The organism is Mesorhizobium sp. WSM2561, from assembly GCF_000513915.1.
GTDB lineage: Bacteria > Pseudomonadota > Alphaproteobacteria > Rhizobiales > Rhizobiaceae > Mesorhizobium > Mesorhizobium muleiense.
The window spans coordinates 127,689-148,335 of record NZ_AZUX01000005.1 but is presented as its reverse complement, the minus strand read 5'-3'; the positions used below and the strand labels follow the sequence as shown (position 1 = coordinate 148,335).

Annotated in this window: 22 protein-coding genes and 1 other annotated feature; of the genes, 6 read left to right on the top strand and 16 right to left on the bottom strand. The window is 62.0% G+C overall.

Translation table 11 applies throughout. The annotated features are described in order from the left end of the window. The first annotated feature begins 19 nt into the window (after positions 1–19). Complete coding sequence (locus M727_RS0108675) at positions 20–301, top strand: AbrB/MazE/SpoVT family DNA-binding domain-containing protein (protein WP_027152355.1); 282 nt, start codon at positions 20–22, stop codon at positions 299–301. Here M727_RS0108675 and M727_RS0108670 read toward each other — a convergent pair. The 4 genes from M727_RS0108670 to M727_RS36070 form a co-directional block, all read right to left on the bottom strand. Further along, the gene (locus M727_RS0108670) at positions 298–804 is read right to left on the bottom strand and encodes an RES domain-containing protein (RefSeq protein WP_027152354.1); all 507 of its coding nucleotides are present in this window, start codon (positions 802–804) and stop codon (positions 298–300) included. The two genes, M727_RS0108675 and M727_RS0108670, sit on opposite strands and share 4 nt — an antisense overlap. Next, the gene (locus tag M727_RS0108665) at positions 797–1,168 is read right to left on the bottom strand and encodes an antitoxin Xre/MbcA/ParS toxin-binding domain-containing protein (RefSeq protein ID WP_027152353.1); all 372 of its coding nucleotides are present in this window, start codon (positions 1,166–1,168) and stop codon (positions 797–799) included. Before M727_RS0108665 ends, M727_RS0108670 begins: the two co-directional genes overlap by 8 nt. 85 nt (positions 1,169–1,253) lie before the next feature. After that, positions 1,254–2,495, bottom strand: a complete 1,242-nt coding sequence (locus M727_RS0108660) for a class I SAM-dependent RNA methyltransferase (RefSeq protein WP_027152352.1) — start codon at positions 2,493–2,495, stop codon at positions 1,254–1,256. After that, entirely contained in the window at positions 2,492–3,286 is a 795-nt protein-coding gene (locus tag M727_RS36070) for a TlyA family RNA methyltransferase (protein ID WP_051505565.1), read from the bottom strand. The genes M727_RS0108660 and M727_RS36070 overlap by 4 nt, the downstream gene beginning before the upstream one ends. Before the next feature lie 174 nt (positions 3,287–3,460). On the opposite strand from M727_RS36070, the gene M727_RS0108650 reads away from it, so the two are divergent. Next, a complete protein-coding gene (locus M727_RS0108650; protein WP_027152351.1) occupies positions 3,461–3,862 on the top strand; it encodes a GFA family protein in 402 nt (133 codons plus the stop codon). A 120-nt stretch (positions 3,863–3,982) separates the two neighbouring features. Here the strand turns inward: M727_RS0108650 and M727_RS0108645 are convergent, their stop codons facing one another. Beyond that, the gene (locus tag M727_RS0108645) at positions 3,983–4,645 is read right to left on the bottom strand and encodes an NAD(P)H-dependent oxidoreductase (protein WP_027152350.1); all 663 of its coding nucleotides are present in this window, start codon (positions 4,643–4,645) and stop codon (positions 3,983–3,985) included. 98 nt (positions 4,646–4,743) lie between these two features. Between M727_RS0108645 and M727_RS0108635 the strand changes: the two genes are divergently transcribed. Further along, positions 4,744–5,607 carry a LysR family transcriptional regulator gene (locus M727_RS0108635; RefSeq protein WP_027152349.1) on the top strand — a complete coding sequence of 288 codons (864 nt, stop codon included), beginning with the start codon at positions 4,744–4,746 and terminating at the stop codon, positions 5,605–5,607. Between the two features lie 154 nt (positions 5,608–5,761). On the opposite strand, the gene M727_RS0108630 is transcribed toward M727_RS0108635, so the two are convergent. From M727_RS0108630 to M727_RS36065, 8 genes are all read right to left on the bottom strand, one after another. Next, the gene (locus M727_RS0108630) at positions 5,762–6,616 is read right to left on the bottom strand and encodes a universal stress protein (RefSeq protein WP_027152348.1); all 855 of its coding nucleotides are present in this window, start codon (positions 6,614–6,616) and stop codon (positions 5,762–5,764) included. A gap of 11 nt (positions 6,617–6,627) precedes the next feature. Continuing rightward, positions 6,628–8,112 (bottom strand): SulP family inorganic anion transporter, encoded by a 1,485-nt coding sequence (locus M727_RS0108625; RefSeq protein WP_027152347.1) that lies wholly within the window; start codon positions 8,110–8,112, stop codon positions 6,628–6,630. Positions 8,113–8,181: 69 nt separating this feature from the next. Then, positions 8,182–8,237 (bottom strand) — a sequence feature (sul1 is cis-regulatory element that is thought to sense ions involved in sulfur or methionine metabolism; They are found in Alphaproteobacteria). Between the two features lie 174 nt (positions 8,238–8,411). Further along, on the bottom strand, positions 8,412–10,352 hold the full coding sequence (dxs, locus tag M727_RS0108620) for a 1-deoxy-D-xylulose-5-phosphate synthase (RefSeq protein WP_198032617.1): 1,941 nt from the start codon (positions 10,350–10,352) through the stop codon (positions 8,412–8,414). A 106-nt stretch (positions 10,353–10,458) separates the two neighbouring features. After that, positions 10,459–11,379: a pirin family protein gene (locus M727_RS0108615; protein WP_027152345.1), complete on the bottom strand. Its 921-nt coding sequence runs from the start codon at positions 11,377–11,379 to the stop codon at positions 10,459–10,461. 10 nt (positions 11,380–11,389) lie between these two features. Further along, a complete protein-coding gene (locus M727_RS0108610) occupies positions 11,390–11,656 on the bottom strand; it encodes a DUF2277 domain-containing protein (RefSeq protein WP_023799339.1) in 267 nt (88 codons plus the stop codon). A 110-nt stretch (positions 11,657–11,766) separates the two neighbouring features. Beyond that, entirely contained in the window at positions 11,767–12,018 is a 252-nt protein-coding gene (locus M727_RS0108605; protein ID WP_023799340.1) for an exodeoxyribonuclease VII small subunit, read from the bottom strand. A gap of 3 nt (positions 12,019–12,021) precedes the next feature. Then, positions 12,022–12,948, bottom strand: coding sequence for a histone deacetylase family protein (locus tag M727_RS0108600; protein WP_027152344.1), 927 nt, complete (start codon positions 12,946–12,948; stop codon positions 12,022–12,024). Between the two features lie 181 nt (positions 12,949–13,129). After that, positions 13,130–13,774: a TetR/AcrR family transcriptional regulator gene (locus tag M727_RS36065; RefSeq protein WP_051505564.1), complete on the bottom strand. Its 645-nt coding sequence runs from the start codon at positions 13,772–13,774 to the stop codon at positions 13,130–13,132. Positions 13,775–13,893: 119 nt separating this feature from the next. Between M727_RS36065 and M727_RS0108590 the strand changes: the two genes are divergently transcribed. Beyond that, positions 13,894–15,114: an MFS transporter gene (locus M727_RS0108590; protein WP_027152343.1), complete on the top strand. Its 1,221-nt coding sequence runs from the start codon at positions 13,894–13,896 to the stop codon at positions 15,112–15,114. 59 nt (positions 15,115–15,173) lie between these two features. On the opposite strand, the gene ribB is transcribed toward M727_RS0108590, so the two are convergent. Further along, positions 15,174–16,274, bottom strand: a complete 1,101-nt coding sequence (gene ribB, locus M727_RS0108585) for a 3,4-dihydroxy-2-butanone-4-phosphate synthase (RefSeq protein WP_027152342.1) — start codon at positions 16,272–16,274, stop codon at positions 15,174–15,176. Positions 16,275–16,389: 115 nt separating this feature from the next. Then, positions 16,390–17,490, bottom strand: a complete 1,101-nt coding sequence (aroC, locus tag M727_RS0108580) for a chorismate synthase (RefSeq protein WP_027152341.1) — start codon at positions 17,488–17,490, stop codon at positions 16,390–16,392. A gap of 290 nt (positions 17,491–17,780) precedes the next feature. Here aroC and M727_RS0108575 point away from each other — a divergent pair, with 290 nt between their 5' ends. Together M727_RS0108575 and M727_RS36060 are read left to right on the top strand one after the other, a co-directional pair. Then, complete coding sequence (locus tag M727_RS0108575) at positions 17,781–18,044, top strand: DUF1344 domain-containing protein (RefSeq protein ID WP_027152340.1); 264 nt, start codon at positions 17,781–17,783, stop codon at positions 18,042–18,044. 455 nt (positions 18,045–18,499) lie between these two features. Beyond that, the gene (locus M727_RS36060; protein ID WP_245268507.1) at positions 18,500–19,951 is read left to right on the top strand and encodes a HAMP domain-containing protein; all 1,452 of its coding nucleotides are present in this window, start codon (positions 18,500–18,502) and stop codon (positions 19,949–19,951) included. Between the two features lie 58 nt (positions 19,952–20,009). On the opposite strand, the gene M727_RS0108565 is transcribed toward M727_RS36060, so the two are convergent. Beyond that, complete coding sequence (locus M727_RS0108565; RefSeq protein ID WP_027152339.1) at positions 20,010–20,597, bottom strand: histidine phosphatase family protein; 588 nt, start codon at positions 20,595–20,597, stop codon at positions 20,010–20,012. Positions 20,598–20,647 lie beyond the last annotated feature (50 nt).

Below are 20,647 nucleotides of genomic sequence, written 5' to 3'. Positions count from 1 at the left end.
ATTCAGAGGATGCGCCGCGATGGCCAACCCGGAAAGACTCGTAACCACTGTCTCGACCAAGGGGCAGGTCACCCTGCCCAGCGCGATCCACAAGCGGAGGGAATGGGACGCCGGCACACGTCTTCTGGTCGAAGATACTCCGGAGGGCGTGCTACTGAACCCTGCGCCAGTCTTCGCCGAAACACGGCCAGAAGACGTATTTGGATCCCTGCCCCATAGAGACAGGCCGAAGACGTTGGAAGAAATGGACGCGGGTGTGCTGGCCGAAGCGCGGCGGCGCGGCCGGCTCGAACTGCCCTAAAGCCATGAAGCCGGCGTTTTCGGCAAGCGATGGTCGGGATCGATGACCTTCAGACGGGGTGTGTTGCTCTCGTTCCATCGCCACAGCGCGACGCATGTGCCGCCGGGCGACATGAAGGAGGGGTAGATCACGCCATGTTGCCCGTCGGCAATCAGGCGATCTCTCAGCGTGTGCGTCTCAGGCACCAGGCCTTGATCCATGACATCGCGCCATTCACATCGGTTGATGTCTGCCGTCACGCCGAGCCTGGTCAACTCATCAGCGTCCGTAAGGTCTGCCAGTCGCGCGCCTGAAAGTGCGAGCTGCGCAATCAGCGCGGGATGCTGGACAAAGCCCTGATTGTACTCCGCCCAGGCAGTGGACAATTCGCCCGCGGCATAGATCGTCGGGGCGCCCACTGGATTCCAGCGACCGCCAAAGCGGGCTGCTCCTTCGCCGGAAAGCGGCAGATGCGCCCAACGCGGCACGAAGGCGCGCCATAGGCTAAGTCTGTTTTCAGGCATAGATGCCGGAGCGGACTGCCTCCAGATAGGCTAGCACCTTGTCCGTCTTGCCCTCTCGAACGAGATCGTAGGCGGTCTTTCCCGCCCAGCCGGGGATCGGCTGATGCTTGAACCAGATCGCCGCACGCTGTTCATCGCCGGCCATCTCGCCTGCCATCGCAAGGATACGGACGATCGGACTCAATGCGGCGTCGACCTTGCGCGCGCCGGTCTTGGCGGCAAGCGTGTTGCGCGCGACGCCGATCAGGCCCGCCAGTTCGGTCAGATTGACGCCCAGCAGTTCAGCCACCCGTCTTGCCGAAAGAAATGGCGTACGCTCGTCGCCAAAGCGCGATGCTCTGATATCGAGAGCTGCGGTATTCATAACAGGTTCCTAGCACGTTTTGAACAGAACACGCTCAAAGTATGCTCATTTTACGCGAAATTCAAGCTCAACAAATGCGGACCTGTTACCGCCTTCGCTTCGGCTTCTCCAGAAGCGCGACGGCCTCGACATGCGGCGACCACAGGAACTGGTCGATCGGCGTCACGCTTTTCAGGACGTAGCCGCCGTCGACGAGGATGCGCAAGTCGCGTGCCAGCGTCACCGGATTGCAGGAAACCGCGGCGACAAGCGGCACGTCGGAACGGGCGATCTGCTTCGACTGGTCTTCGGCGCCGGCGCGGGGCGGATCGAAGACGACGCCGTCGAAGGCATTCAGTTCCTTGAAAGTGAGCGGCCGCCGGAACAGGTCGCGGCGTTCGCTGGTCACGCGCTTCAGACCGCTGGCGAAACGGAATGCCCGGTCGAGCGCCGAAAGCGCTGCCGCATCCCCCTCCACCGCATGGACCTCCGACCTGGCGGCCAGGCGCAGCGCAAAGCTGCCGCAGCCGGCGAAGAGATCGGCTATCTTCCTGGCACGCGCGAGGTGCCGGCCGACGATGTCGGCCATCGCCTGCTCGGCGGCCTCGGTCGCCTGCAGGAAGGCGCCCGGCGGCACCGCGACGGCGACGCTGCCGAACAGCACCACCGGCTTTTTGGGCTCGATGATGATCTCGCCATCGATCGAAAGCCTGGCCAATCCCTGAGCGATGACGAAATTGGAGGCGACGCGGCGCTGGTTCTCGCCGAGCTTGCCGGACTCGTGAACCGCGACATCGAGACCGGAACCGCTCGCCGTGACCGTCATGCGGAACGATTTCGTCGTGGCGCAAACCAATTCGGCAAGTGCTCTCAGGCGGTCGAGCTTTGCGACGATCTCGGGCAGCGAGATCGGGCATTCCTCGATGGAAATGATCTCGGACGACAACGCCCGAACGAAGCCGAGCAGCATGCCGGCCTCGCTGCGCCTGGCGGTGAACACGACGCGCCGACGCGTCTGCGGCGCGCACGGCACCAGCGCGTCAATGTCGCAACTGATGCCCTTGCTGTTGAGCGCATGCGCAACCTTGTCGTGCTTCCACCGATGATAGGCTTTGGCCTCAAGATGCTGGATGGCGCAGCCGCCGCATTCGGTGAAATGCCGACAGGCAGGGTCGATGCGAAGCGGCGAAGCCTCCAGCACCGACATCAGCGTGGCACGGTCCCTTTCGCGCGCGGCGGTGACGGTTTCACCGGGCAGCGTGAACGGAATGAAAAGCTCGCCGGTTTCGGTCTCGGCGACGCCGTCGCCCTGGGAGCCCAGCCTTGTGATCGTGAAGCGCGCATTCATCGGCCTCCGATCCCCCTGTTCTCGATACCGGCGTCCTTGATCCCGGCGAGCAGGAACTCGCGGTTGCCGTCGCCGCCTTCGATCGGCGACAGATGCAGTCCGAGCGAGCGCCAGCCGGGGACGCCGTCCAACCAATCCTGCAGCAGGCCGGCAACCCGCGCGGCATCGTATGGATCTTTCAGCAAGCCGCCCTTGCCGATCGCCTCGCGGCCCGCCTCGAATTGCGGCTTGACCAGAAATATTGCTTTGGCGCCGCTCCTGGCAATGGCGAGCGCCGGCGGCAGCGCCAGTTTCAACGAGATGAAGCTGACGTCGGAGACGATAAAATCTGGAATGCGATCGGCAAGATCGGCGGCCGAAAGATCACGGGCGTTCAATCCCTCGATGACCGTCACACGCGGATCGCCGGCGATATCCGGATGTATCTGGCCATGCCCGACATCGATCGCCGTGACATGCGCCGCGCCGCGCCCGAGCAGCACTTGAGTGAAGCCTCCGGTCGAGGCGCCGACGTCGAGCGCTTCGCAGTCGGCTGGATCGAGGTCGAAATAGTCGAGCCCGGCGATCAGCTTCAGCGCAGCACGCGACACATAGCCCTGCGCCGGATCATCGACTTCTATGAGGCAATCAGCCCGGACGGTCTGGCCGGGCTTGCGGGCGATGACGCCGTCAACCGTCACGGTGCCGCGCTCGATCGCGTCGCGGGCGCGAGAGCGGCTGGGAAACAGGCCGCGCGCGACGAGGAGTTCGTCGAGCCGCTGGCGTGTGCTGGCTGGCAAACGGGAGTTCATCGGCCTTCATGGCGAAAGCCTGTCACGAAGGCAAGGATATTGGGGAAGACAACGAACATCTTGCCAAAGCGGCGAGCGCATCAGGCCGCGCCACAACCTGTTGAATATCGCACTGGGTCCGGCACAATGTTGGGAACAAATGCTCGTGTTGCTGCCAGAACGTGAGGAGGACGAATGCTGACCGGAACCTGCCATTGCGGCGCGGCCCACTGGACTTTGGAAGGCGATCCCGGCTCGATCACAGCCTGCAACTGCACGCTTTGCCGCCGCTATGGCGCGCTGTGGGCTTACGATTATGTCGACGAACGCATCCGTCTTGCGGGACCGACAAGTGCTTATACGCGCTCCGGAAAGGATGCCCCGTCGCTCGAGATTCTGTTCTGTCCGACATGCGCCTGTGTGCTGGCCTGGCGTGGTTTGCGCGCCAGTGCCGCCGGTCGCACCCGGATCGCCGTCAATGTGAGGCTTGCGCCGCCTGACACCGTCGCCGACTTGCCAATCGATCATTTCGATGGTCTCCACGCGTTCGAGGACCTGCCGCGCGATGGTCGCTGCGTGCGCGATATGTGGTTCTGATGCATGTTGCGCAAAAACATGCCCTCGGGCTTGAACCGAGGGTGCTCCGTCGCACCATAAGGCGACCTTCCCGGCCAGTCTCCAGAGCCGCCCTTCTTGTCCGCAGCGGGCGCTTCGTAATCATGCAATCGCCTCTGTTGTCTGCGACAGCAGATCTTCCGCCAGCTGTAACGCGGCCTCCCGTGCATCCTGGCGAGCCGCATGGTCAATATCGGGTCCAAAGAGGGTTTTCTGGATGATTAGACTGCGGACATCTTCGATACCGATGAAGCGCAACCACGCTTCTACATAGGGTTTTTGAAAGTCGAAGCGCTGCGCCGGCGTGATGGATTGCGCCGCATAGTCGAGACCTCGCGCATGGACGACCACGGCGGTCTTATCCCGGAGCAGTCCTGCGAACCCGTGTTCAGGGTCGAACGAGAAAAGGATGTCCTTCTGCGATACCAGGTCGATGAAGTGCTTGAGTTTGTAGGGAATGCTGAAATTCCACAGGGGCGTCGACAGCAGGACAATATCCGCCCAGTGCAGTTGTTGCGCCAATTCTTGCAATGTGGCCCATGCCTGCTGTTGAGAAGGGGTAAGCGGCGTGCCGCTGAGCCCCGCATATTTGGCCAACATCGCGTCCTCACCGAATTCGGGGAGGTCGACATCCCATAGATCGAGCGTTGAAATCGCCAGGTCGGGTCGCCGAGCACGACAGCTTTGAACAAAGGCCTCGGCGACCTCACGCGAGGCGGAACGCTCTTTACGGGGCGAGGAAACGATATGCAGCAGCTTGGTCATGGATCATCCTTGCTCATTGTGACGAACCGTATTGCGTCATATTTTAATTCGATATAAAAATTGAGATTATCGACAATATTCATCATGGATCAGAATATATGCTGGAATTGGTCCTGCTCAGGACGTTCGTCGCCGTGTTCGACGAAGGCGGCTTCAGTCGGGCAGCGGCGCGACTGAACCTTACGCAGTCGGCCGTCAGTGGGCACCTGCGTCGTCTCGAAGAGCAGGTCGGAAAGCCGTTACTCAAAAGGACGACGCGCTCGTTTGAGATGACACAAGATGGCGAGCGCCTGCTCGCCTATGCAAGGGCGATGCTCGCCCTTAACCGGGATGCTTTGGCCGATCTGGCGCAGGCACCCTTTCACGGCAGAGTTCGCGTCGGCCTCTCGGAAGACTTCGCACAGGTCCCCATCCTTCGCGCCTTGCAGGCATTCGGCGCTGATCGCCCCGGATTGCAGGTCGAGGTGCAAGTCGGGATTCCGGGTGCGCTGCTCTCGAAGATGAAGGAGGGCAACATCGAACTGGTGCTCGGATCCCAGTGTGAGGGTGAGGAGATGGGGCGCCTCCTGTGGCGCGAGCCTCTTGTCTGGGCATGGGCGGATCATACCGGCGTGGATCTTCCGGACCCGCTGCCATTGGCCGTGTTGCCGGTACCATGCCCCTACAGGGAAGTTGCTCTTGAACGGCTTGCCAAGGCCGGGATCAGCCAGCGCACGGTGATGATATGCACCAGCAACGCCAGCCTGAGGGCGGCTGCCATCTCAGGCTTCGCTGTAGCGCCGATGATCGTCAGTCAGCTGAGAAACGGCCTGGTCAGGGTACCCGAAAGCTACGGTCTGCCAGAGTTGCCAGAAGCGCAGTTCAGGCTATTTGCCGCATCGAAAGGCGATACTTCCGTCCTCGAAGAACTGGCGGAGGCCATCATGAACGCCGTTCCTCGAAGGCACGCCGGCGAGGATTGATCCTGAACTCGCACCAAACGCTTGCTTCCAAGCGATATGGAATCGATGAGACGGACCAAGGCCTCACAAATCTACAAGAAGACGGGCAACATCCGCGCCGTCCATCAAGCTGAACCTATTCTGCGCATTCGCCCGCCGCTCGGCAGCGCGCCTTCTAGCGGAAAAGCATCACCGGCACTTTGCACGACCGTATCATCTCAGTTGTCGTAGAGCCGATGACGAAACTGCCGATGCGCGAGTGCCCGTATGCTCCGATGACCAAGAGGTTTATCCCTTCGTTTTCGACCGTCCCGGCAATGACAGCGTCGGGTTGCCCTGGAACGATCTCGGCTCTGACCGAATAGCCACCGGCCTGAAGGACCGAACCGGCATCCTGAAGCCGCTTTTGGGCTTCCGGCGTGTCTGGCGCGACCATCAAAAGCCGGCAGGACAGGCCCTCGAACAACCGGCTTCGAGCGACGTGGTCAACCGCCTTCATGCTGCTCGTGCCCCCGTCGAAGGCAATCAGGAACCTCTCGATGGGCTTGAACGCCCGCGATGCGACGAAGATGGGCTTACGGCTCGAGCGGGCGATGCGCTCAAGGTTCGAGCCCAGATGCAGTTTTGCGAAATCGGCGCCTTCGCCACGCTTGCCGATCACCACCATATCGGCGTCAGCTTCCATTTCCGCGATCGTTTCGACGATATCTCCAATCCGAAGTTTGGTCGAAACGTCGGTAATGCCGGCAGCCTCGATCGCAGCCTTGGCATCTTCGCGAATTGCGCGGCCACGCTTCTGCGCAAGCTTGGCGCGCTGCTCGTCGAGCGCGCTCAATTCGGCAAGCAGCGTGCTTCTGGCGCCAAGCGCGATGCTCCCACTGTGATCGGACGGCGCGCTGGTGGTTTCCCGTCGGCCGAGGACATGAAGGATCTCGATGGACGATCCCTTGTGTTTTGCGATCCAGGCAGCATGGTCGCAAACGCTCTTCGAGTAGATCGACCCGTCTACCAGCGCGATCAGTTTCGACATTTGTTCCTCCCTTAGTGGCCCATGAGACGTTCCAGCGCGCCTGGCTTGTCGTGAATGGCGAGCCTGTCCACGATCGTCTCGCTCGCCTCGTTCAGCCCTATGATGTCGACGACCGCACCCTCGCGGCGGAACTTCAGCACGATCATGTCGAGCGCTGCGACGCTGGAGATGTCCCAGATATGCGCCCGGCTGACATCGATGGTGACCTTCTCAAGCGCTTCCTTGAAATCGAAGGCGGCGGTGAAGTCGTCAGCCGACGCAAAGAAGACCTGGCCTTCGACGACATAGGTCCGGGCCGTCCCATCCTGCGATAGCGTCGAGGTGACCCGGAAAATTTGCGCGATCTTCCAGGCAAAGAAAATGCCGGACAGAAGAACGCCGACAAGGACGCCGATCGCCAAATTATGGGTGAAGACGACGCAGATGACCGTAGCGAGCATGACGATCGACGAACTGCGCGGGTGATGCTTGAGGTTTCTGATCGACGACCAGGAGAATGTTCCGATCGAGACCATGATCATGATTGCGACGAGTGCCGCCATCGGTATCTGCTTCACCCATTCGCCAAGCACGACGATCATGAACAGCAGGAATATGCCTGCGCAGAAAGTCGAAAGCCGCCCGCGTCCACCCGACTTCACGTTGATGATCGACTGGCCAATCATGGCGCAACCGGCCATGCCGCCGATGAAACCGGTCGCGGTGTTGGCGATGCCCTGACCGATGCATTCCTGGTTCTTGTCGCTGGGCGTATCTGTCAGGTCGTCGACGATCGAGGCGGTCATCAACGATTCCAGCAATCCGACAGCGGCCACCGCCGCCGAATAAGGCAGGATGATCGTCAGCGTTTCCAGGTTCAGCGGAATCTGCGGGATAAGGAAGATGGGCAGCGTCGAGGGCAGTTCGCCCATGTCGCCCACCGTCCTGATGTCGAAACCGAAATACATGGCAATCGCCGTCAGCACCAGGATGCAGACCAGCGGCGAGGGTATCGATTTCGTCAGCAACGGAAACAGATAGATGATGCCGAGCCCGGCCGCGACCATCACATAGGTCAGCCACGGCACGGCGATGAGTTCCGGCAGCTGCGCCATGAAGATGAGGATCGCGAGCGCGTTGACGAAGCCTGTCATCACCGAGCGCGACACGAAACGCATGACGTAGCCGAGGCGCAGCAGCCCAGCGGCGATCTGAATGAGACCAGCAAGGACCGTGGCGGCCAGGAGATACTGAAGCCCATGCTCCTTGACCAAAGTCACCATCAGCACTGCGGTCGCGGCGGTGGCCGCCGAAATCATCCCGGGACGGCCGCCGGTGATGGCGACGATTACCGCGATCGGGAAGGAGGCGTAGAGGCCGATCTTCGGATCGACGCCGGCGATGATGGAAAAGGCGATGGCTTCAGGGATGAGCGCCAGGGCGACCACCAGACCTGCAAGGACGTCGCCGCGAATGTTGCCGCACCACTGGTCGCGGTAAGCAGTAAGCGAATGCATGAAATGTCCATTGAAACACAAAACCGCTCAGATCGGACGATCCGTTCAAAGGCTTATGAATGGCGGTTGCGTTGTCCGGCGGGTCGGCGGCCGGAAGAGCCACCCGGATTTTCACCGGGTCCGATCGAATGACCCTCTATAGAGCGAGATCATCCCGCATTGCAACATGACACGAGAGCGACACTTGCCCGGCCATTGCACGCGAGTTCATCGAAGGCGAATGCCAATGCCAATGACAACGCAAACAGTCAGTTACGACCGCCGGTCGGCAAACTGATGCAAGCCGTTGAGACTTTGATTCAGGCGCTTTGCGCGCTGGCGGTGTGTCCCAGCGCCACGAAGACGGTGCGCACGATACCGACGGCATCAAGCCCGGCGTCGGCATACATCTTTTCGGGCTTGGCGTGATCGACAAAAGTGTCGGGCAGTACAAGCGGGCGTACCTTCAGGCCGTTTTCCAGCAGCCCTTCATGGGCGAGGAATTGCAGCACATGGCTGGCGAAGCCACCGACCGCGCCCTCTTCCACTGTTACCAGCACTTCGTGCGAGCGCGCCAGCCGCCGGATCAAATCCTCGTCGAGCGGCTTGGCGAAACGAGCATCGGCGACCGTGGTGGAAAGCCCTGCCGCGCCGAGCTCCTCGGCCGCAGCCAGGCAATCCTGCAGCCGCGTGCCGAACGAAAGCAGTGCAACCTTGGTGCCTTCCCTGACGATGCGGCCCTTGCCGATTTCGAGAACCGAGCCACGCTCCGGCAGGTCGACGCCGACGCCGTTGCCGCGCGGGTAGCGGAAGGCGATGGGGCCGTCATCGTAGCTTGCCGCCGTGCGCACCATGTGTCGCAGTTCCGCCTCATCCGCCGCGGCCATGACGACGAAACCGGGAAGCGTCGCCAAAAAAGTCGTGTCGAAGGCGCCGCAATGGGTCGCCCCGTCGGCCCCGACGAAGCCGGCGCGATCGATCGGAAAGCGCACCGGCAGTTTCTGGATCGCCACGTCGTGGACGACCTGGTCGTAGGCGCGCTGCAGGAAGGTCGAATAGATCGCCGCGAAAGGTTTGAAGCCTTCGGTGGCAAGGCCGGCGGCGAAAGTCACCGCGTGTTGCTCGGCGATACCGACATCGAAGGTCCTCGACGGGAACGCCTCGCCGAAGAGGTCGAGGCCGGTGCCGTTCGGCATGGCGGCGGTGATGGCGACGATGCGATCATCTTCACGGCCTTCCTGGACCAGGCTTTCGGCAAAGACTTTCGTGTAGCTCGGCGCGTTGGCCGGCGCCTTGGCCTGCGCGCCGGTGATGACGTCGAATTTGTTGACGCCATGATATTTGTCGGCGGCCGCCTCGGCCGGTCCATAGCCCTTGCCCTTCTGGGTCACGACGTGGATCAGCACCGGACCGTCGGCATTGTCGCGGACGTTCTTCAGCACCGGGATCAGGTGCTCGAGATTGTGACCGTCGATCGGGCCGATGTGATAAAAACCCATTTCCTCGAACAGCGTGCCGCCGGTGACGTAACCGCGCGCATGCTCGACCGCCCGCTTGATGGCGCGATCGGCGCGCTCGCCGAGATAGGAGGTCAGCTTCTTGCCGAAATCGCGCAAGCCCAGATAGGCCTTGCCCGACGCCAGGCGGGCCAGATAGGCGCTCATCGCCCCGGTCGGCGGAGCGATCGACATGTCGTTGTCGTTGAGGATGACGATCAGCCGGGCATCGAGCGCGCCGGCATTGTTCATCGCCTCATAGGCCATGCCGGCCGACATGGCGCCGTCGCCGATAACGGCAATGACATTGTTGCGGCCCCCGGAGAGATCGCGTGCCATTGCCATGCCGAGGCCGGCGGAGATCGAGGTCGAGGAGTGGGCGGCGCCGAACGGATCGTATTCGCTCTCGGCGCGCTGGGTGAAACCGGACAGGCCGCCCTCTTGCCGCAGCGTGCGGATACGGTCGCGGCGGCCGGTCAGGATCTTGTGCGGATAGGCCTGGTGACCGACATCCCAGATCAGCCGGTCGTCTGGCGTGTTGAAGACATAGTGCAATGCCACCGTCAGTTCGACCACGCCAAGCCCGGCACCGAGATGTCCGCCGGTATGCGACACGGCATCGATCAACTCGGTGCGAAGCTCCGATGCCAATTGCGGCAGATGACGTTCGTCAAGCGTCCTGAGGTCGGCCGGGATGCGGACCTTGTCGAGAAGTGGCGTATGGAGCTTTGCGTTCACTGGTGCTGGGGCCTGCTTTTTATTCATCTGCGAAATAGGCTGCTGGCCGGCGAATGTAAATGCGTGCGAGTGACGCGGCATAGCTTCAAACTGTTAGGGTTTCGTTTACGCGTCAAAAAGGACGCGCGGCGCTCTAGTTGTCCGGCAGCGGAATGAACTCTTCTTCATCCCCCGGAACGATATCGAAACGGCCTGTCTTCCATTCTTCTTTCGCCTGTTCGATGCGTTCCTTCGACGATGACACGAAATTCCACCAGATGTAGCGCTTGGAGCCGAGCGAGGCGCCGCCGAACAGCATGAAATGCGCTCCACCCTCCGACGACACGACGATCTCGTCGCCGGGCCGGAACACCAAAAGCCGCTCTGCCGGGAAGCGGTCACCGGAGATCGAAACCTCGCCTTCCAACGTATAGATGGCGCGCTCCTCGGCATCGGCAGGGATTTTCACGCTGGCGCCGGGCGCCAGGCTGAGGTCTGCATAGAGCGTGTCCGAAGCGGTCACGACCGGTGACCGCAGCCCGGCAAACGCGCCAATGACAACGCGCCCGCTGACGCCTTCAGCGTCGATTTCGGGCAGACGCATGGCCGCCGTATTCTCGAAGATCGGGTCGACCTCCTCTTTATCGTCCGGCAGCGCCAGCCATGTCTGCAGGCCGGAAACCGACATCGGCGCACCGCGCAGCTCCTGCGGCGTACGCTCGGAATGGACGATGCCGCGACCGGCGGTCATCAAATTCACGTCGCCGGGCTGGATGACCATTTCGGTGCCGAGCGAATCGCGATGCCTGATCTTGCCGTCGAACAGGTAAGTGACGGTCGACAGGCCGATATGGGGATGCGGGCGGACATCGAGCGCCTGGCCGGCCCGCAAAATCGCCGGTCCCATGCGATCGAAGAAGATGAACGGACCGACCAGCCGACGCCTGGCGGTCGGCAAGGCACGGCGAACCTGAAAGCCGCCAATGTCCTTGGCGTTCGGAATAACCATCAGTTCGATCTGGTCGCTGGCGAAGGCGTCACCGGGCAGAGGGTCGTTTCCGGGGAAGAAGCTCATGCGGTCTTCCTCAGGCGAAGCGGAGTGCAGACCTGGCTTTCGCCTTGGCCGCCACCTCGTCGCGATTGCGCGGATGCTGTGTCGTCTCGAGGCTGTCCAGCAATTCGCGTGCAGACGCGGCTATGGCCTCGACGGCGTGGTCGAACGCATGCTGGTTCTGTTTCGACGGCCGTGTCGTTCCGCTCAGCTTGCGGACAAACTGAAGTGCGGCATCGCGGACCTCGTCATCGGTTGCCGGCGGATCGAAATTGAACAGGGTCTTGATGTTTCTGCACATCGTTCGCAATCTCCTCTCGTCCTGGAGCCATTTCAAGCGGGATGAGTATTATCCTCAATCATGATCATGTCGAAAAGCCGCACGGCGAAATTGTCGTTGGAGACCGTGCTTTACTCCGCATCCAGCGGCTCGGTCCCCACCGGCTTGCCGTCGCGCGAAAGCCTGATCTTCTCGACCTTGTCCTCGGCCGCCTTGAGCAGCCGGTCGCAATGGAGTTTTAGCGCCTCGCCGCGCTCATAGATGCGAATCGACTGGTCGAGCGGCACGTCGCCGCGCTCCAGATCATCGACGATTTTCTCCAGCGCGTCGAGCGCCTGCTCGAAGCTCATCGCCTTGACGTCTTCGTTGCTCTCACCAGCCATCGTCTATCCTTTCATCAGTCGCCCGACATGGGCGGCGACCGAAAATGCCAATCCCTGCAGATCGTAGCCGCCCTCGAGCAGGCTGACGAGCCGGTTGTCGCTGTGGCGACCGGCGCGCTGCATCAACTGGCCGGTTGCCCAGTCGAAATCGTCCTCGGTCAGGTTGATCTCGGCCAGCGGATCGCGGTGGTGCGCGTCGAAGCCGGCGGAAATGATGATGAGGTCGGGCGCGAAATTGTCGAGCGCCGGCAAGATCCGCGACAGGAAAGCGTCGCGAAAAACCTCGCTGCCGGTCTGCGGCGCCAGCGGCGCGTTGACGATGTTGCCGGCGCCGGTTTCGCTCACCGCCCCGGTCCCCGGGTAAAGCGGCATCTGGTGCGTCGAGCAATAGAGCACCGAGGGATCGTCCCAGAAAATATCCTGCGTGCCATTGCCGTGGTGGACGTCCCAGTCGACGATGGCAACACGCTCGGCCTGGTGCTGCCTTTGCGCGTAGCGCGCCGCGATCGCCGCGGTGTTGAACAGGCAGAAGCCCATGGACGTGGTCTTTTCGGCGTGGTGGCCGGGCGGCCGGGCGGCGACAAAGACATTGGCCACGTCGCCCCGAAAGACATCGTCGACGGCGGCGTTGGCAGCGCCGATCGCCGTGACGGCCGCCTGCCAGCTTTTCGGGCTGGCGGTGGTGTCGGCGTCGACACGAGCGATACCGGTGTCCGGCATCAAAGCGCGGACCCGTTCGACGAATTCCTGCGGGTGTGCGTAGAGGATGGTGGCCTCGTCGCCTTCCGGCGCCTCGGCACGATCAAGGGCCGCAAAGGCCTCGTCGTCGAGCACGCGCTCGATGGCGCGCAGGCGGTCCGGCCGCTCCGGATGACCGGGCGGCGTTATATGCTCGAGGAAGATCGCGTGGGTATAAAGCCTTGTGACCATGCCCCCGATATAGGCGCGCCCGGCGGCTTTGACCATGTTTTGCAACCGCCAAAGGCAGACGTTCAACAGGGTTTAGGCGTTGGGTGCTGGTTGGGTCCGGCGCGAGCTGCCCGAATCTTGAGGCGCGCTTCGCCCGTCCCATTCGAGGTCGCGCCTTGCCTTTGGTGGTCTTGATACAGGCTCAGGCCGGCGATTTGTCCACCTCAGCCGGTGCTTGTGGACGGCCAATCCTGCGGCCTTGCCTGAGCAGTCCCTCCAAAAGCACGTTGAACGCCTTCACCGCCTTTTTCGACGTCGCTTCTGGATTTTCCGAATTTGCGATCCACTGCGCGGCATGTAGCGAGGCGCCGCTGACCAGCCTTGCTGCGGCTTCGGGATCAACGGCAACGATGGTTCCCTCGTCCCTCAGCTTTTGAAGGTTCTCGCTCATCGAGCGGATGCATTCGTTCTGGCTCGGCCATTGCGAAGGATCGCCGAGCACCGCCGGTCCGTCGCGAAGGACAATACGCTGGATCTCCGGCTCCAGCGCCATCTCGATATAGGCGGTGCATTCGTCGACAAAGCCCTGCCAGAGAGTGTCCGCCCTGGCCGAAACGATCTTCAACCGGGCCAACATCTCCGCGTCGATCTCGGCGATAACCGCCTGGAGAAGGCCCTTCTTGTCGCCGAAGTGATGATAAAGCGCGCCGCGCGTCAGCCCGGCCGATGCGGTGAAGTCGTCCATCGAGGCCTCGGCATAGCCGACAGTGCCAAAGGCATGGCGCGCCGCCGCGACCAGTTTGGCGCGGGTTTCGGCGATCATCTCCTTGCGTGGTTTGTGCCCCATTCGCCCATTCCTTCACATACGTCTCGTATATTAATTGACATACGCTACGTATGTCATTATCTGATTTGCATACGCCACGTATATAAGTGGCTGGGCCTCAAAAATCCAGGAGTGTTCTCATGCCCAATCCCTATCGCGAAATCTTCAAGGCAAGGGGAGCCAAGGGCTTCGCCGCAGCCGGCTTCGTTGCCCGGATGCCGATGGCCATGGCTCCGATCGGAATCGTCGCGATGCTGTCGCAGACGCACGGCGAGTACTGGCTGGCCGGCGCCGTCGCCGCGACATATGCGCTGGCCAATGCTTTTGTCGCGCCGCAGATATCGCGGCTGGTGGACCGCCTCGGCCAGGCGCGGATTGTGGCGCCCACCACTGTTATTTCCGTGCTCGCCTTCGTGGTGCTGATTGCGGCGGCCAATCAGGACTTGCCGATATGGACACTGTTCGTATCAGCGCTGCTGGCCGCCGCAATGCCCAGCATCCCAGCAATGGTACGCGCGCGCTGGACAGAGCTCTTCCGGGATCGCCCCGAGATGAACACGGCGTTCGCCTTCGAATCGGCGGCGGACGAGCTGGTCTACATCGCCGGGGCTTCGCTGTCGGTTGGCCTGAGCGTCGCGCTTTTCCCGGAAGCGGGAATGTTGGCGAGCACATTGTTCCTCGCCTTCGGCTCGACAGCCCTTATCCTGCAGCGCTCGACCGAGCCGCGCGTGCGACCGGTCGACCAGGGTGCGCGCGGATCGGCAATCCGCCTGCGGCCGGTCCAAATCATCACTTTCGCCCTGATCTTCATCGGCGCGACCTTCGCGACCACGGAGGTTAGCACGGTGGCGATCACCAAGGAGCTCGGCCAGCCGGGCGCCGCCAGCCTCGTTATCGGCGTCTACGCTCTCGGATCGTTCGTCGTCGGCATCGTCCTCGGCGCGCTGAACCTGAAAACACCGCTGCAAATTCAGCTTGCCATCGCGGTCGCCATCATCGCGCTCACCACGCTGCCGCTGCTTGTCGCAGACACGGTGCCGCTTCTGGCGCTGACTGTCTTCGTTAGCGGTGTGGCGATCTCGCCGACCTTCATCACGGCATTCGGCCTGATCGAGCGGCGCGTGCCGGAGGCGATGCTGACCGAGGGCGTGACCTGGGTCATGACCGGCATTGGCATCGGCATGGCGCTCGGCTCCTTTGCCGCCGGATGGGTGGTGGACGCCTTCGGTGCACAGAGCGGCTTCCTGGTGTCGGTGGCGGCGGGCACTGTCGCGCTGGTCACCGTGCTCGCCGGCCAGCGCAGCCTTGCCACGGATTCTGACATCCCCGCGCGCGACGCCGCCGCGGTTCCTGCCGAATAGTCTTCAGGCGTCCGGTCCCAAGCGGGACCGGACGCACCCGGCGATCCGCTAAACCAGCCCTAAAGAATTTCGGTATTGGCGATATGGATGCCAAAACCTTCGAGGCCGACATAGTGGCGTTCGCGCGAGGCAATCAGTGTGATCGAGGAAATGCCCAGATCCTTCAGGATTTGCGCGCCGAGGCCGATCTCGCGCCATTCGCTTTCGCGGCGGCGCGCCTCTTCATGGTCCTCGCGGTCGCCGGCGGCCGGCCGGTTGCGCTCCTGATGGGCGACGCCGACGGAACCTTCGCGCAGATAGACGATGACGCCGCGCCGACGCTCGCCCATCGATTTCATGATGCCGTCCAGCCTGTGGCCGGTGCCGAAGACGTCCGTCACAACATCCTCGGAATGCAACCGCACCGGTACCTCCTCGCCGTCGCGGATGTCGCCGAAGACGATCGCCACATGGTGCATCGAGTCCCAGGGCAGCGTGTAGGTGAACACCTGGGCCTTGCCGCCGGGCGTGTCGATCTCCGAACAGGCGACACGCTCGACCAGCGTTTCCTTACGCTGGCGATAGGCGATGAGGTCGGCGACCGAAATCTGCTTCAAACCGTTCGTTTCGGCGAAGGCCTGCACCTGCGGGCCGCGCATCACGGTGCCGTCATCATTGACCAGCTCGGAAATGACACCGACCGGCGACAGGCCGGCAAGCTTGCACAAATCGACCGCGGCTTCGGTATGGCCCGAACGCATCAGCACACCGCCTTCGCGCGCAATCAGCGGAAAGATGTGGCCGGGGCGGACGAAATCGGAGGCGCCGACATTGCCGTTGGCAAGGTTGCGCACGGTCAATGTGCGGTCGTCGGCCGAAATGCCCGTCGTGGTGCCGTGCTTGAAATCGACGCTGACGGTGAAGGCGGTGGTGTGGGCCGAGTCATTGTCGGCGACCATCGGCGACAGGTTGAGGCGCTTGGCCTCCTCGCGCGGCATCGGCGTGCAGACGATACCAGAGGTATTGCGGACGATGAACGCCATCTTTTCCGGCGTGCAATGGACGGCGGCGACGATCAGGTCGCCCTCGTTCTCGCGCCCGTCATCGTCCATGACGACGACAATCTCGCCGCGTTCGAAGGCGCGCAGGGCTTCGACGATCTTCTTCTGGTCGTAAGGCATGGACGCTCGCTTCGCTCGCGATAACAGGGGAGTAAGGCAGTAGGGCAGTAGGGCAGTAAGGAAAAGGAAAAAGTTTGGCGTCTCGGCGGGTCACGTAACCTACTGCCCTACTGCCCTACTGCCTTCCCGTTTGTCCCCGATGACGCAGATAGTGATCGGCGATCGCGCAGGCAACCATCGCCTCGCCGATCGGCACGGCGCGGATGCCGACGCACGGATCGTGCCGGCCCTTGGTCATGATCTCGACGTCGTTGCCGTCCTTGTCGATCGACTTTCGCGGGGTCAGGATCGACGAGGTCGGCTTGACGGCGAAACGTGCGACGATCGCCTGGCCGGTCGAGATGCCGCCGAGGAGGCCGCCGGCATTGTTGGACAGGAAGACCGGCTTGCCGTCATTGCCGATACGCATCTCGTCGGCATTTTCTTCGCCGGTGATGCGGGCGGCCTCGAAGCCGTTGCCGATCTCGACACCCTTGACGGCATTGATCGACATCAGGCCCGAGGCAATGTCCTGGTCGAGCTTGGCGTAGATCGGCGCGCCGAGGCCCGCCGGAACGCCGTCGGCGACGATCTCGATTACCGCGCCGACCGAGGAACCCGCCTTGCGGATGCCGTCAAGATACGCGGTGAAGACGGCGACCGATGCCGGATCGGGCGTGAAGAATGGATTTTCGGCGTTGCCAACGAAATTCCAGTTCCAGTTGGCGCGGTCGATCGATTTTTCCCCCATCGACACCAGCGCGCCGCGCACGGTCATGCCGGGCACGACCTTGCGGGCCAAGGCTCCGGCCGCCACCCGCGCCGCCGTCTCGCGGGCCGAAGAACGGCCGCCGCCGCGATAGTCGCGCAGGCCGTATTTGGTGTCGTAGGTATAATCGGCATGACCCGGCCGGTATTGGCGGGCGATCTCGCCATAGTCCTTGGAGCGCTGGTCGACGTTCTCGATCAGCATCGACACCGGCGTGCCGGTGGTGATCATGGTCTCGCCGTCGTCATCCAGGATGAAGCCGGACAGGATCTTGACCTCGTCGGGTTCGCGACGCTGCGTCACAAAACGCGATTGGCCCGGGCGGCGCCTGTCGAGGTCGGCCTGGATTTCGGCGCGCGTGAAGCGGATACCGGGCGGACAGCCGTCGACCACGCAGCCGAGCGCTGGGCCATGGCTTTCGCCCCAGGTGGTGACGCGGAAAAGATGGCCAAACGTGTTGTGAGACATGAAAACCAGCCCTGCCGGCAAAAGGCCGGCTTAGCGCATGACCCCGAAAACCGTAGCGATTTCGGGAAGGATCATGCGCAAAGTCAAAAGTGCCACAGCGTCGTTTCTGCGTCAGGACGCGCGGCGCTGCAGTTGCGTTCTATTGGCGTTTTCCGCAGGGGTCAAACTGTGATCTGGCGGATTTAGTTTTGACACATTCGGTTGGTTTCTGCTTCCCTCGACCTGTTTGTTGAACACCGTCTGTTGAACACCCGCCGCCACCGAACCGGCGCAATGATAAGAGGACGATGATGCGTATCCCGATCGGCGCCGTTGCCGCCATGTTGCTGATTTCCACCGCCGCCTTCGCCGGCCAGACCGAAGGCCTGATCAAGGAGATCGACAAGGACACGTTGACGCTGACACTCGACGACGGCAAATCCTACAAGCTGAACGCCGAAACCGATCTCGAAGCGCTGAAACCCGGCATGGACATCGTGATCGCCTACGACGAGACAAACGGCGAGAACATCATCACCGACATGCAATTGCCGGATAGCGATACAGCCGAATAGACACATTCAGCTGGGCGGTGCTGGCTATTCTCGCGAGCAACGCTACCAGTTTCGGCTGGCGATGGGTCTCGGTGTTGGCGAAGACGGCTTTCAGGGATTCCTGGCGGTTTCGTAAGTGACTCGCAAATCACCCGCGACGGCCTTCAACTCTGCGCCCGATGAAACCCGCCGAGCCAGTCTTGCTTCGGCTTGCGGCGTCCAGCTGAACTTAACCTCTCACGGGGTGAAGTCGCCAAATTCGGACGGCAGGACTGCATTCTCACCAATTTCTAACCTGAATCTCTCGTGTCCTTAATAGCGGGTCCTCTATGGTTGCTCCGTGCTGAACGGCGTCGCGGAAATGTTGCGCCGATCTGCGCGAGCCATCCTGCACGGTGGCCTTCTCTGCCGCGAAGGGGGGACGTGAGTATTCATGAATCCGATCGGTTTCGGGTTCTCAACGCCGATGGACACCGATGGGCATCAGGTCTCGCATTCTTGTATTTCAGCTCATTGTCGTGGGGGCAGTCGTGATGATGGCGGCTATCGTCTACATCACCATTCGCTCGACAACCTACTACACGCAGCGCGTGCAATGGGCCAACAGCCAACTGGAAGCTGTCACCGCACTTACGGTCAACGCCAACCGATATTCTGAGCAGATTGCCGAGTTCCTGTTGATTGGCGAACCGGAGCGTCCCGACTACGAGAGCGCCCGCGCCGAACTTGAGGCAGGATTCGAAAAGCTCGCAGAGCTGACCAGGGGAGAAGCCGAGTTTCTCCTGGGCAGCAGCAAACAGGAGGAAGAAGGTGACGAGATCTTCCGCATCACGCGGATGCGCACGCTCTACGGAGAAATCGCCAAAGCCACGTCGGACGCAATCAATCTTCGCAACCAGGGGCGCCAGGAGGACGCGGTCAGGATTTTTCGCCGGGATATCGAGAATCGTTTCGACGCCGAGTTCGAGAACATCCTGGAAGCCGCGCGGCGCGACGAAGAGGAAGAGGTTGTGCGAACCGAGCTGCAGGCAGAAGCACTGTGGCGACGCTTGACCTGGATGACGGCCGTGCTTGCGGTGGCTGCCGTGGTTCTCTGCTTTGTCGCTGCTTTCCTTCTCGCCCGATCATTGATGCGTCCGATCGGCCTGCTGACCGAAGGCACGGAGGCGATCAGTCGTGGTGATCTCGACCACCGGATCGCCTTTGATGGCCGCGACGAACTTGGTGCGCTCGCCAAGCGGTTCAACGAAATGGCCACGCATCAGCAAGACCAGCGCGACCGGTTGCTCGTTGCCAAAGCAGAACTCGAGCAGCAAGTTGCCGCACGGACGGCAGAGCTTGCCGCGGCGAACCAGCGGTTGACGGAGCTCGACCGGTTGCGCGTCCAGTTCCTCGCCGACATCAGCCATGAACTGCGCACTCCACTGACGGCGCTTCGCGGTGAAGCGGAAATTCCGCTGCGCCATGGTTCAAAGCCAGAGGCAGTGTACCGCGACGCGCTCGAACGGATTGTCACTCAGAGCCTGGAGATGGGACGCCTCGTCGACGATCTCGTTTTTCTTTCTCGTTCGGAAACCGATACAATACGCTTCGAGCCCCGCCGAACGGACCTCGTTATCATCGTCGCCGATGCGGTCCACGAGGGCGAAATCCTGGGGCGCGCCAAGGGCATCTCGATCAAGGCGGCCTACAGCACCCGTCCGGTCTGGATCACAGCCGACGCGCAGCGGCTCAAACAGGCTCTCGTGATAATTCTGGACAATGCCATAAAATATTCTCCGCGCGATCGCTCGGTGAACTTGAGCATGACCGTTATGGACGGGCACGCGGAGATTGCGATACGCGACAAGGGTTTGGGCATTCCAGCCGAGGAAATACCTAAGGTGTTCGAGCGATTTTACCGTGGCCGAAGCCCAGTCGCCGCTTAAAGCGCGTCGCGGCGCACCCTCGGGTCAGGCCCGCGGGCATGCTTTTGGGCGACATCCATTAAAGCCACTCCAGGCGTCGGCCCTCCAGCCTGAGCAACCGATCGTGCGGCACATTCAGCCTTGCGGCTTCTTTCTCGGGCATTCCCAGCACCATGCGGAACAGGGCGCGCACGACGCCGCCATGGGTCACGCAGACCGTCTGGCGGTCCAGAGCGTCGAACCACGGCTTTACCCGTTCGAGCAGCATTTGGTAGCTTTCGGCGCCCTCGCCGGGCGGCAGGAAATTCCACTTGTCGAGGCGCCTCTCCCTGGCCGAGCCGAGATGCCGGGCCTCGAGTTCGGGAAAGGTGAAACCCTGCCAGTCGCCGAAGCTCATTTCGACAAGGCGGGGATCGGTGCGGTAAGCTTGGGGATCGAGCCCCATCGCCATGCGAATGCGTTCCATGGTCTCACGCGTTCGCCGCATCGGGCTGGCGACAAAATCGAAATCTTCGGGGTTATCAACGAATTCGGCCAGTCGACGGCCATTGCCGGTCGCCTGCTCGCGGCCGAGCGGGTTGAGATCGGTGTCGGCCTGTCCTTGCAGCCGGGACTCGGCGTTCCACACCGTCTGGCCATGGCGCGCGATGTAGACGAGCGGATACATCAGGTCATCCGGAGAGCGGTCGAGAGCAGGCGGGAGGGTATATTCGAGGC

Excerpts from the sequence above, each read along its gene's own strand:
- M727_RS0108675 (WP_027152355.1), top strand. The coding sequence starts at position 20 with ATGGCCAACCCGGAAAGACTCGTAACCACTGTCTCGACCAAGGGGCAG.
- M727_RS0108670 (WP_027152354.1), bottom strand. The coding sequence starts at position 804 with ATGCCTGAAAACAGACTTAGCCTATGGCGCGCCTTCGTGCCGCGTTGG.
- M727_RS0108665 (WP_027152353.1), bottom strand. The coding sequence starts at position 1,168 with ATGAATACCGCAGCTCTCGATATCAGAGCATCGCGCTTTGGCGACGAG.
- M727_RS0108660 (WP_027152352.1), bottom strand. The coding sequence starts at position 2,495 with ATGAATGCGCGCTTCACGATCACAAGGCTGGGCTCCCAGGGCGACGGC.
- M727_RS36070 (WP_051505565.1), bottom strand. The coding sequence starts at position 3,286 with ATGAACTCCCGTTTGCCAGCCAGCACACGCCAGCGGCTCGACGAACTC.
- M727_RS0108650 (WP_027152351.1), top strand. The coding sequence starts at position 3,461 with ATGCTGACCGGAACCTGCCATTGCGGCGCGGCCCACTGGACTTTGGAA.
- M727_RS0108645 (WP_027152350.1), bottom strand. The coding sequence starts at position 4,645 with ATGACCAAGCTGCTGCATATCGTTTCCTCGCCCCGTAAAGAGCGTTCC.
- M727_RS0108635 (WP_027152349.1), top strand. The coding sequence starts at position 4,744 with ATGCTGGAATTGGTCCTGCTCAGGACGTTCGTCGCCGTGTTCGACGAA.
- M727_RS0108630 (WP_027152348.1), bottom strand. The coding sequence starts at position 6,616 with ATGTCGAAACTGATCGCGCTGGTAGACGGGTCGATCTACTCGAAGAGC.
- M727_RS0108625 (WP_027152347.1), bottom strand. The coding sequence starts at position 8,112 with ATGCATTCGCTTACTGCTTACCGCGACCAGTGGTGCGGCAACATTCGC.
- dxs (WP_198032617.1), bottom strand. The coding sequence starts at position 10,352 with ATGAATAAAAAGCAGGCCCCAGCACCAGTGAACGCAAAGCTCCATACG.
- M727_RS0108615 (WP_027152345.1), bottom strand. The coding sequence starts at position 11,379 with ATGAGCTTCTTCCCCGGAAACGACCCTCTGCCCGGTGACGCCTTCGCC.
- M727_RS0108610 (WP_023799339.1), bottom strand. The coding sequence starts at position 11,656 with ATGTGCAGAAACATCAAGACCCTGTTCAATTTCGATCCGCCGGCAACC.
- M727_RS0108605 (WP_023799340.1), bottom strand. The coding sequence starts at position 12,018 with ATGGCTGGTGAGAGCAACGAAGACGTCAAGGCGATGAGCTTCGAGCAG.
- M727_RS0108600 (WP_027152344.1), bottom strand. The coding sequence starts at position 12,948 with ATGGTCACAAGGCTTTATACCCACGCGATCTTCCTCGAGCATATAACG.
- M727_RS36065 (WP_051505564.1), bottom strand. The coding sequence starts at position 13,774 with ATGGGGCACAAACCACGCAAGGAGATGATCGCCGAAACCCGCGCCAAA.
- M727_RS0108590 (WP_027152343.1), top strand. The coding sequence starts at position 13,894 with ATGCCCAATCCCTATCGCGAAATCTTCAAGGCAAGGGGAGCCAAGGGC.
- ribB (WP_027152342.1), bottom strand. The coding sequence starts at position 16,274 with ATGCCTTACGACCAGAAGAAGATCGTCGAAGCCCTGCGCGCCTTCGAA.
- aroC (WP_027152341.1), bottom strand. The coding sequence starts at position 17,490 with ATGTCTCACAACACGTTTGGCCATCTTTTCCGCGTCACCACCTGGGGC.
- M727_RS0108575 (WP_027152340.1), top strand. The coding sequence starts at position 17,781 with ATGCGTATCCCGATCGGCGCCGTTGCCGCCATGTTGCTGATTTCCACC.
- M727_RS36060 (WP_245268507.1), top strand. The coding sequence starts at position 18,500 with ATGGGCATCAGGTCTCGCATTCTTGTATTTCAGCTCATTGTCGTGGGG.
- M727_RS0108565 (WP_027152339.1), bottom strand. The coding sequence starts at position 20,597 with ATGTATCCGCTCGTCTACATCGCGCGCCATGGCCAGACGGTGTGGAAC.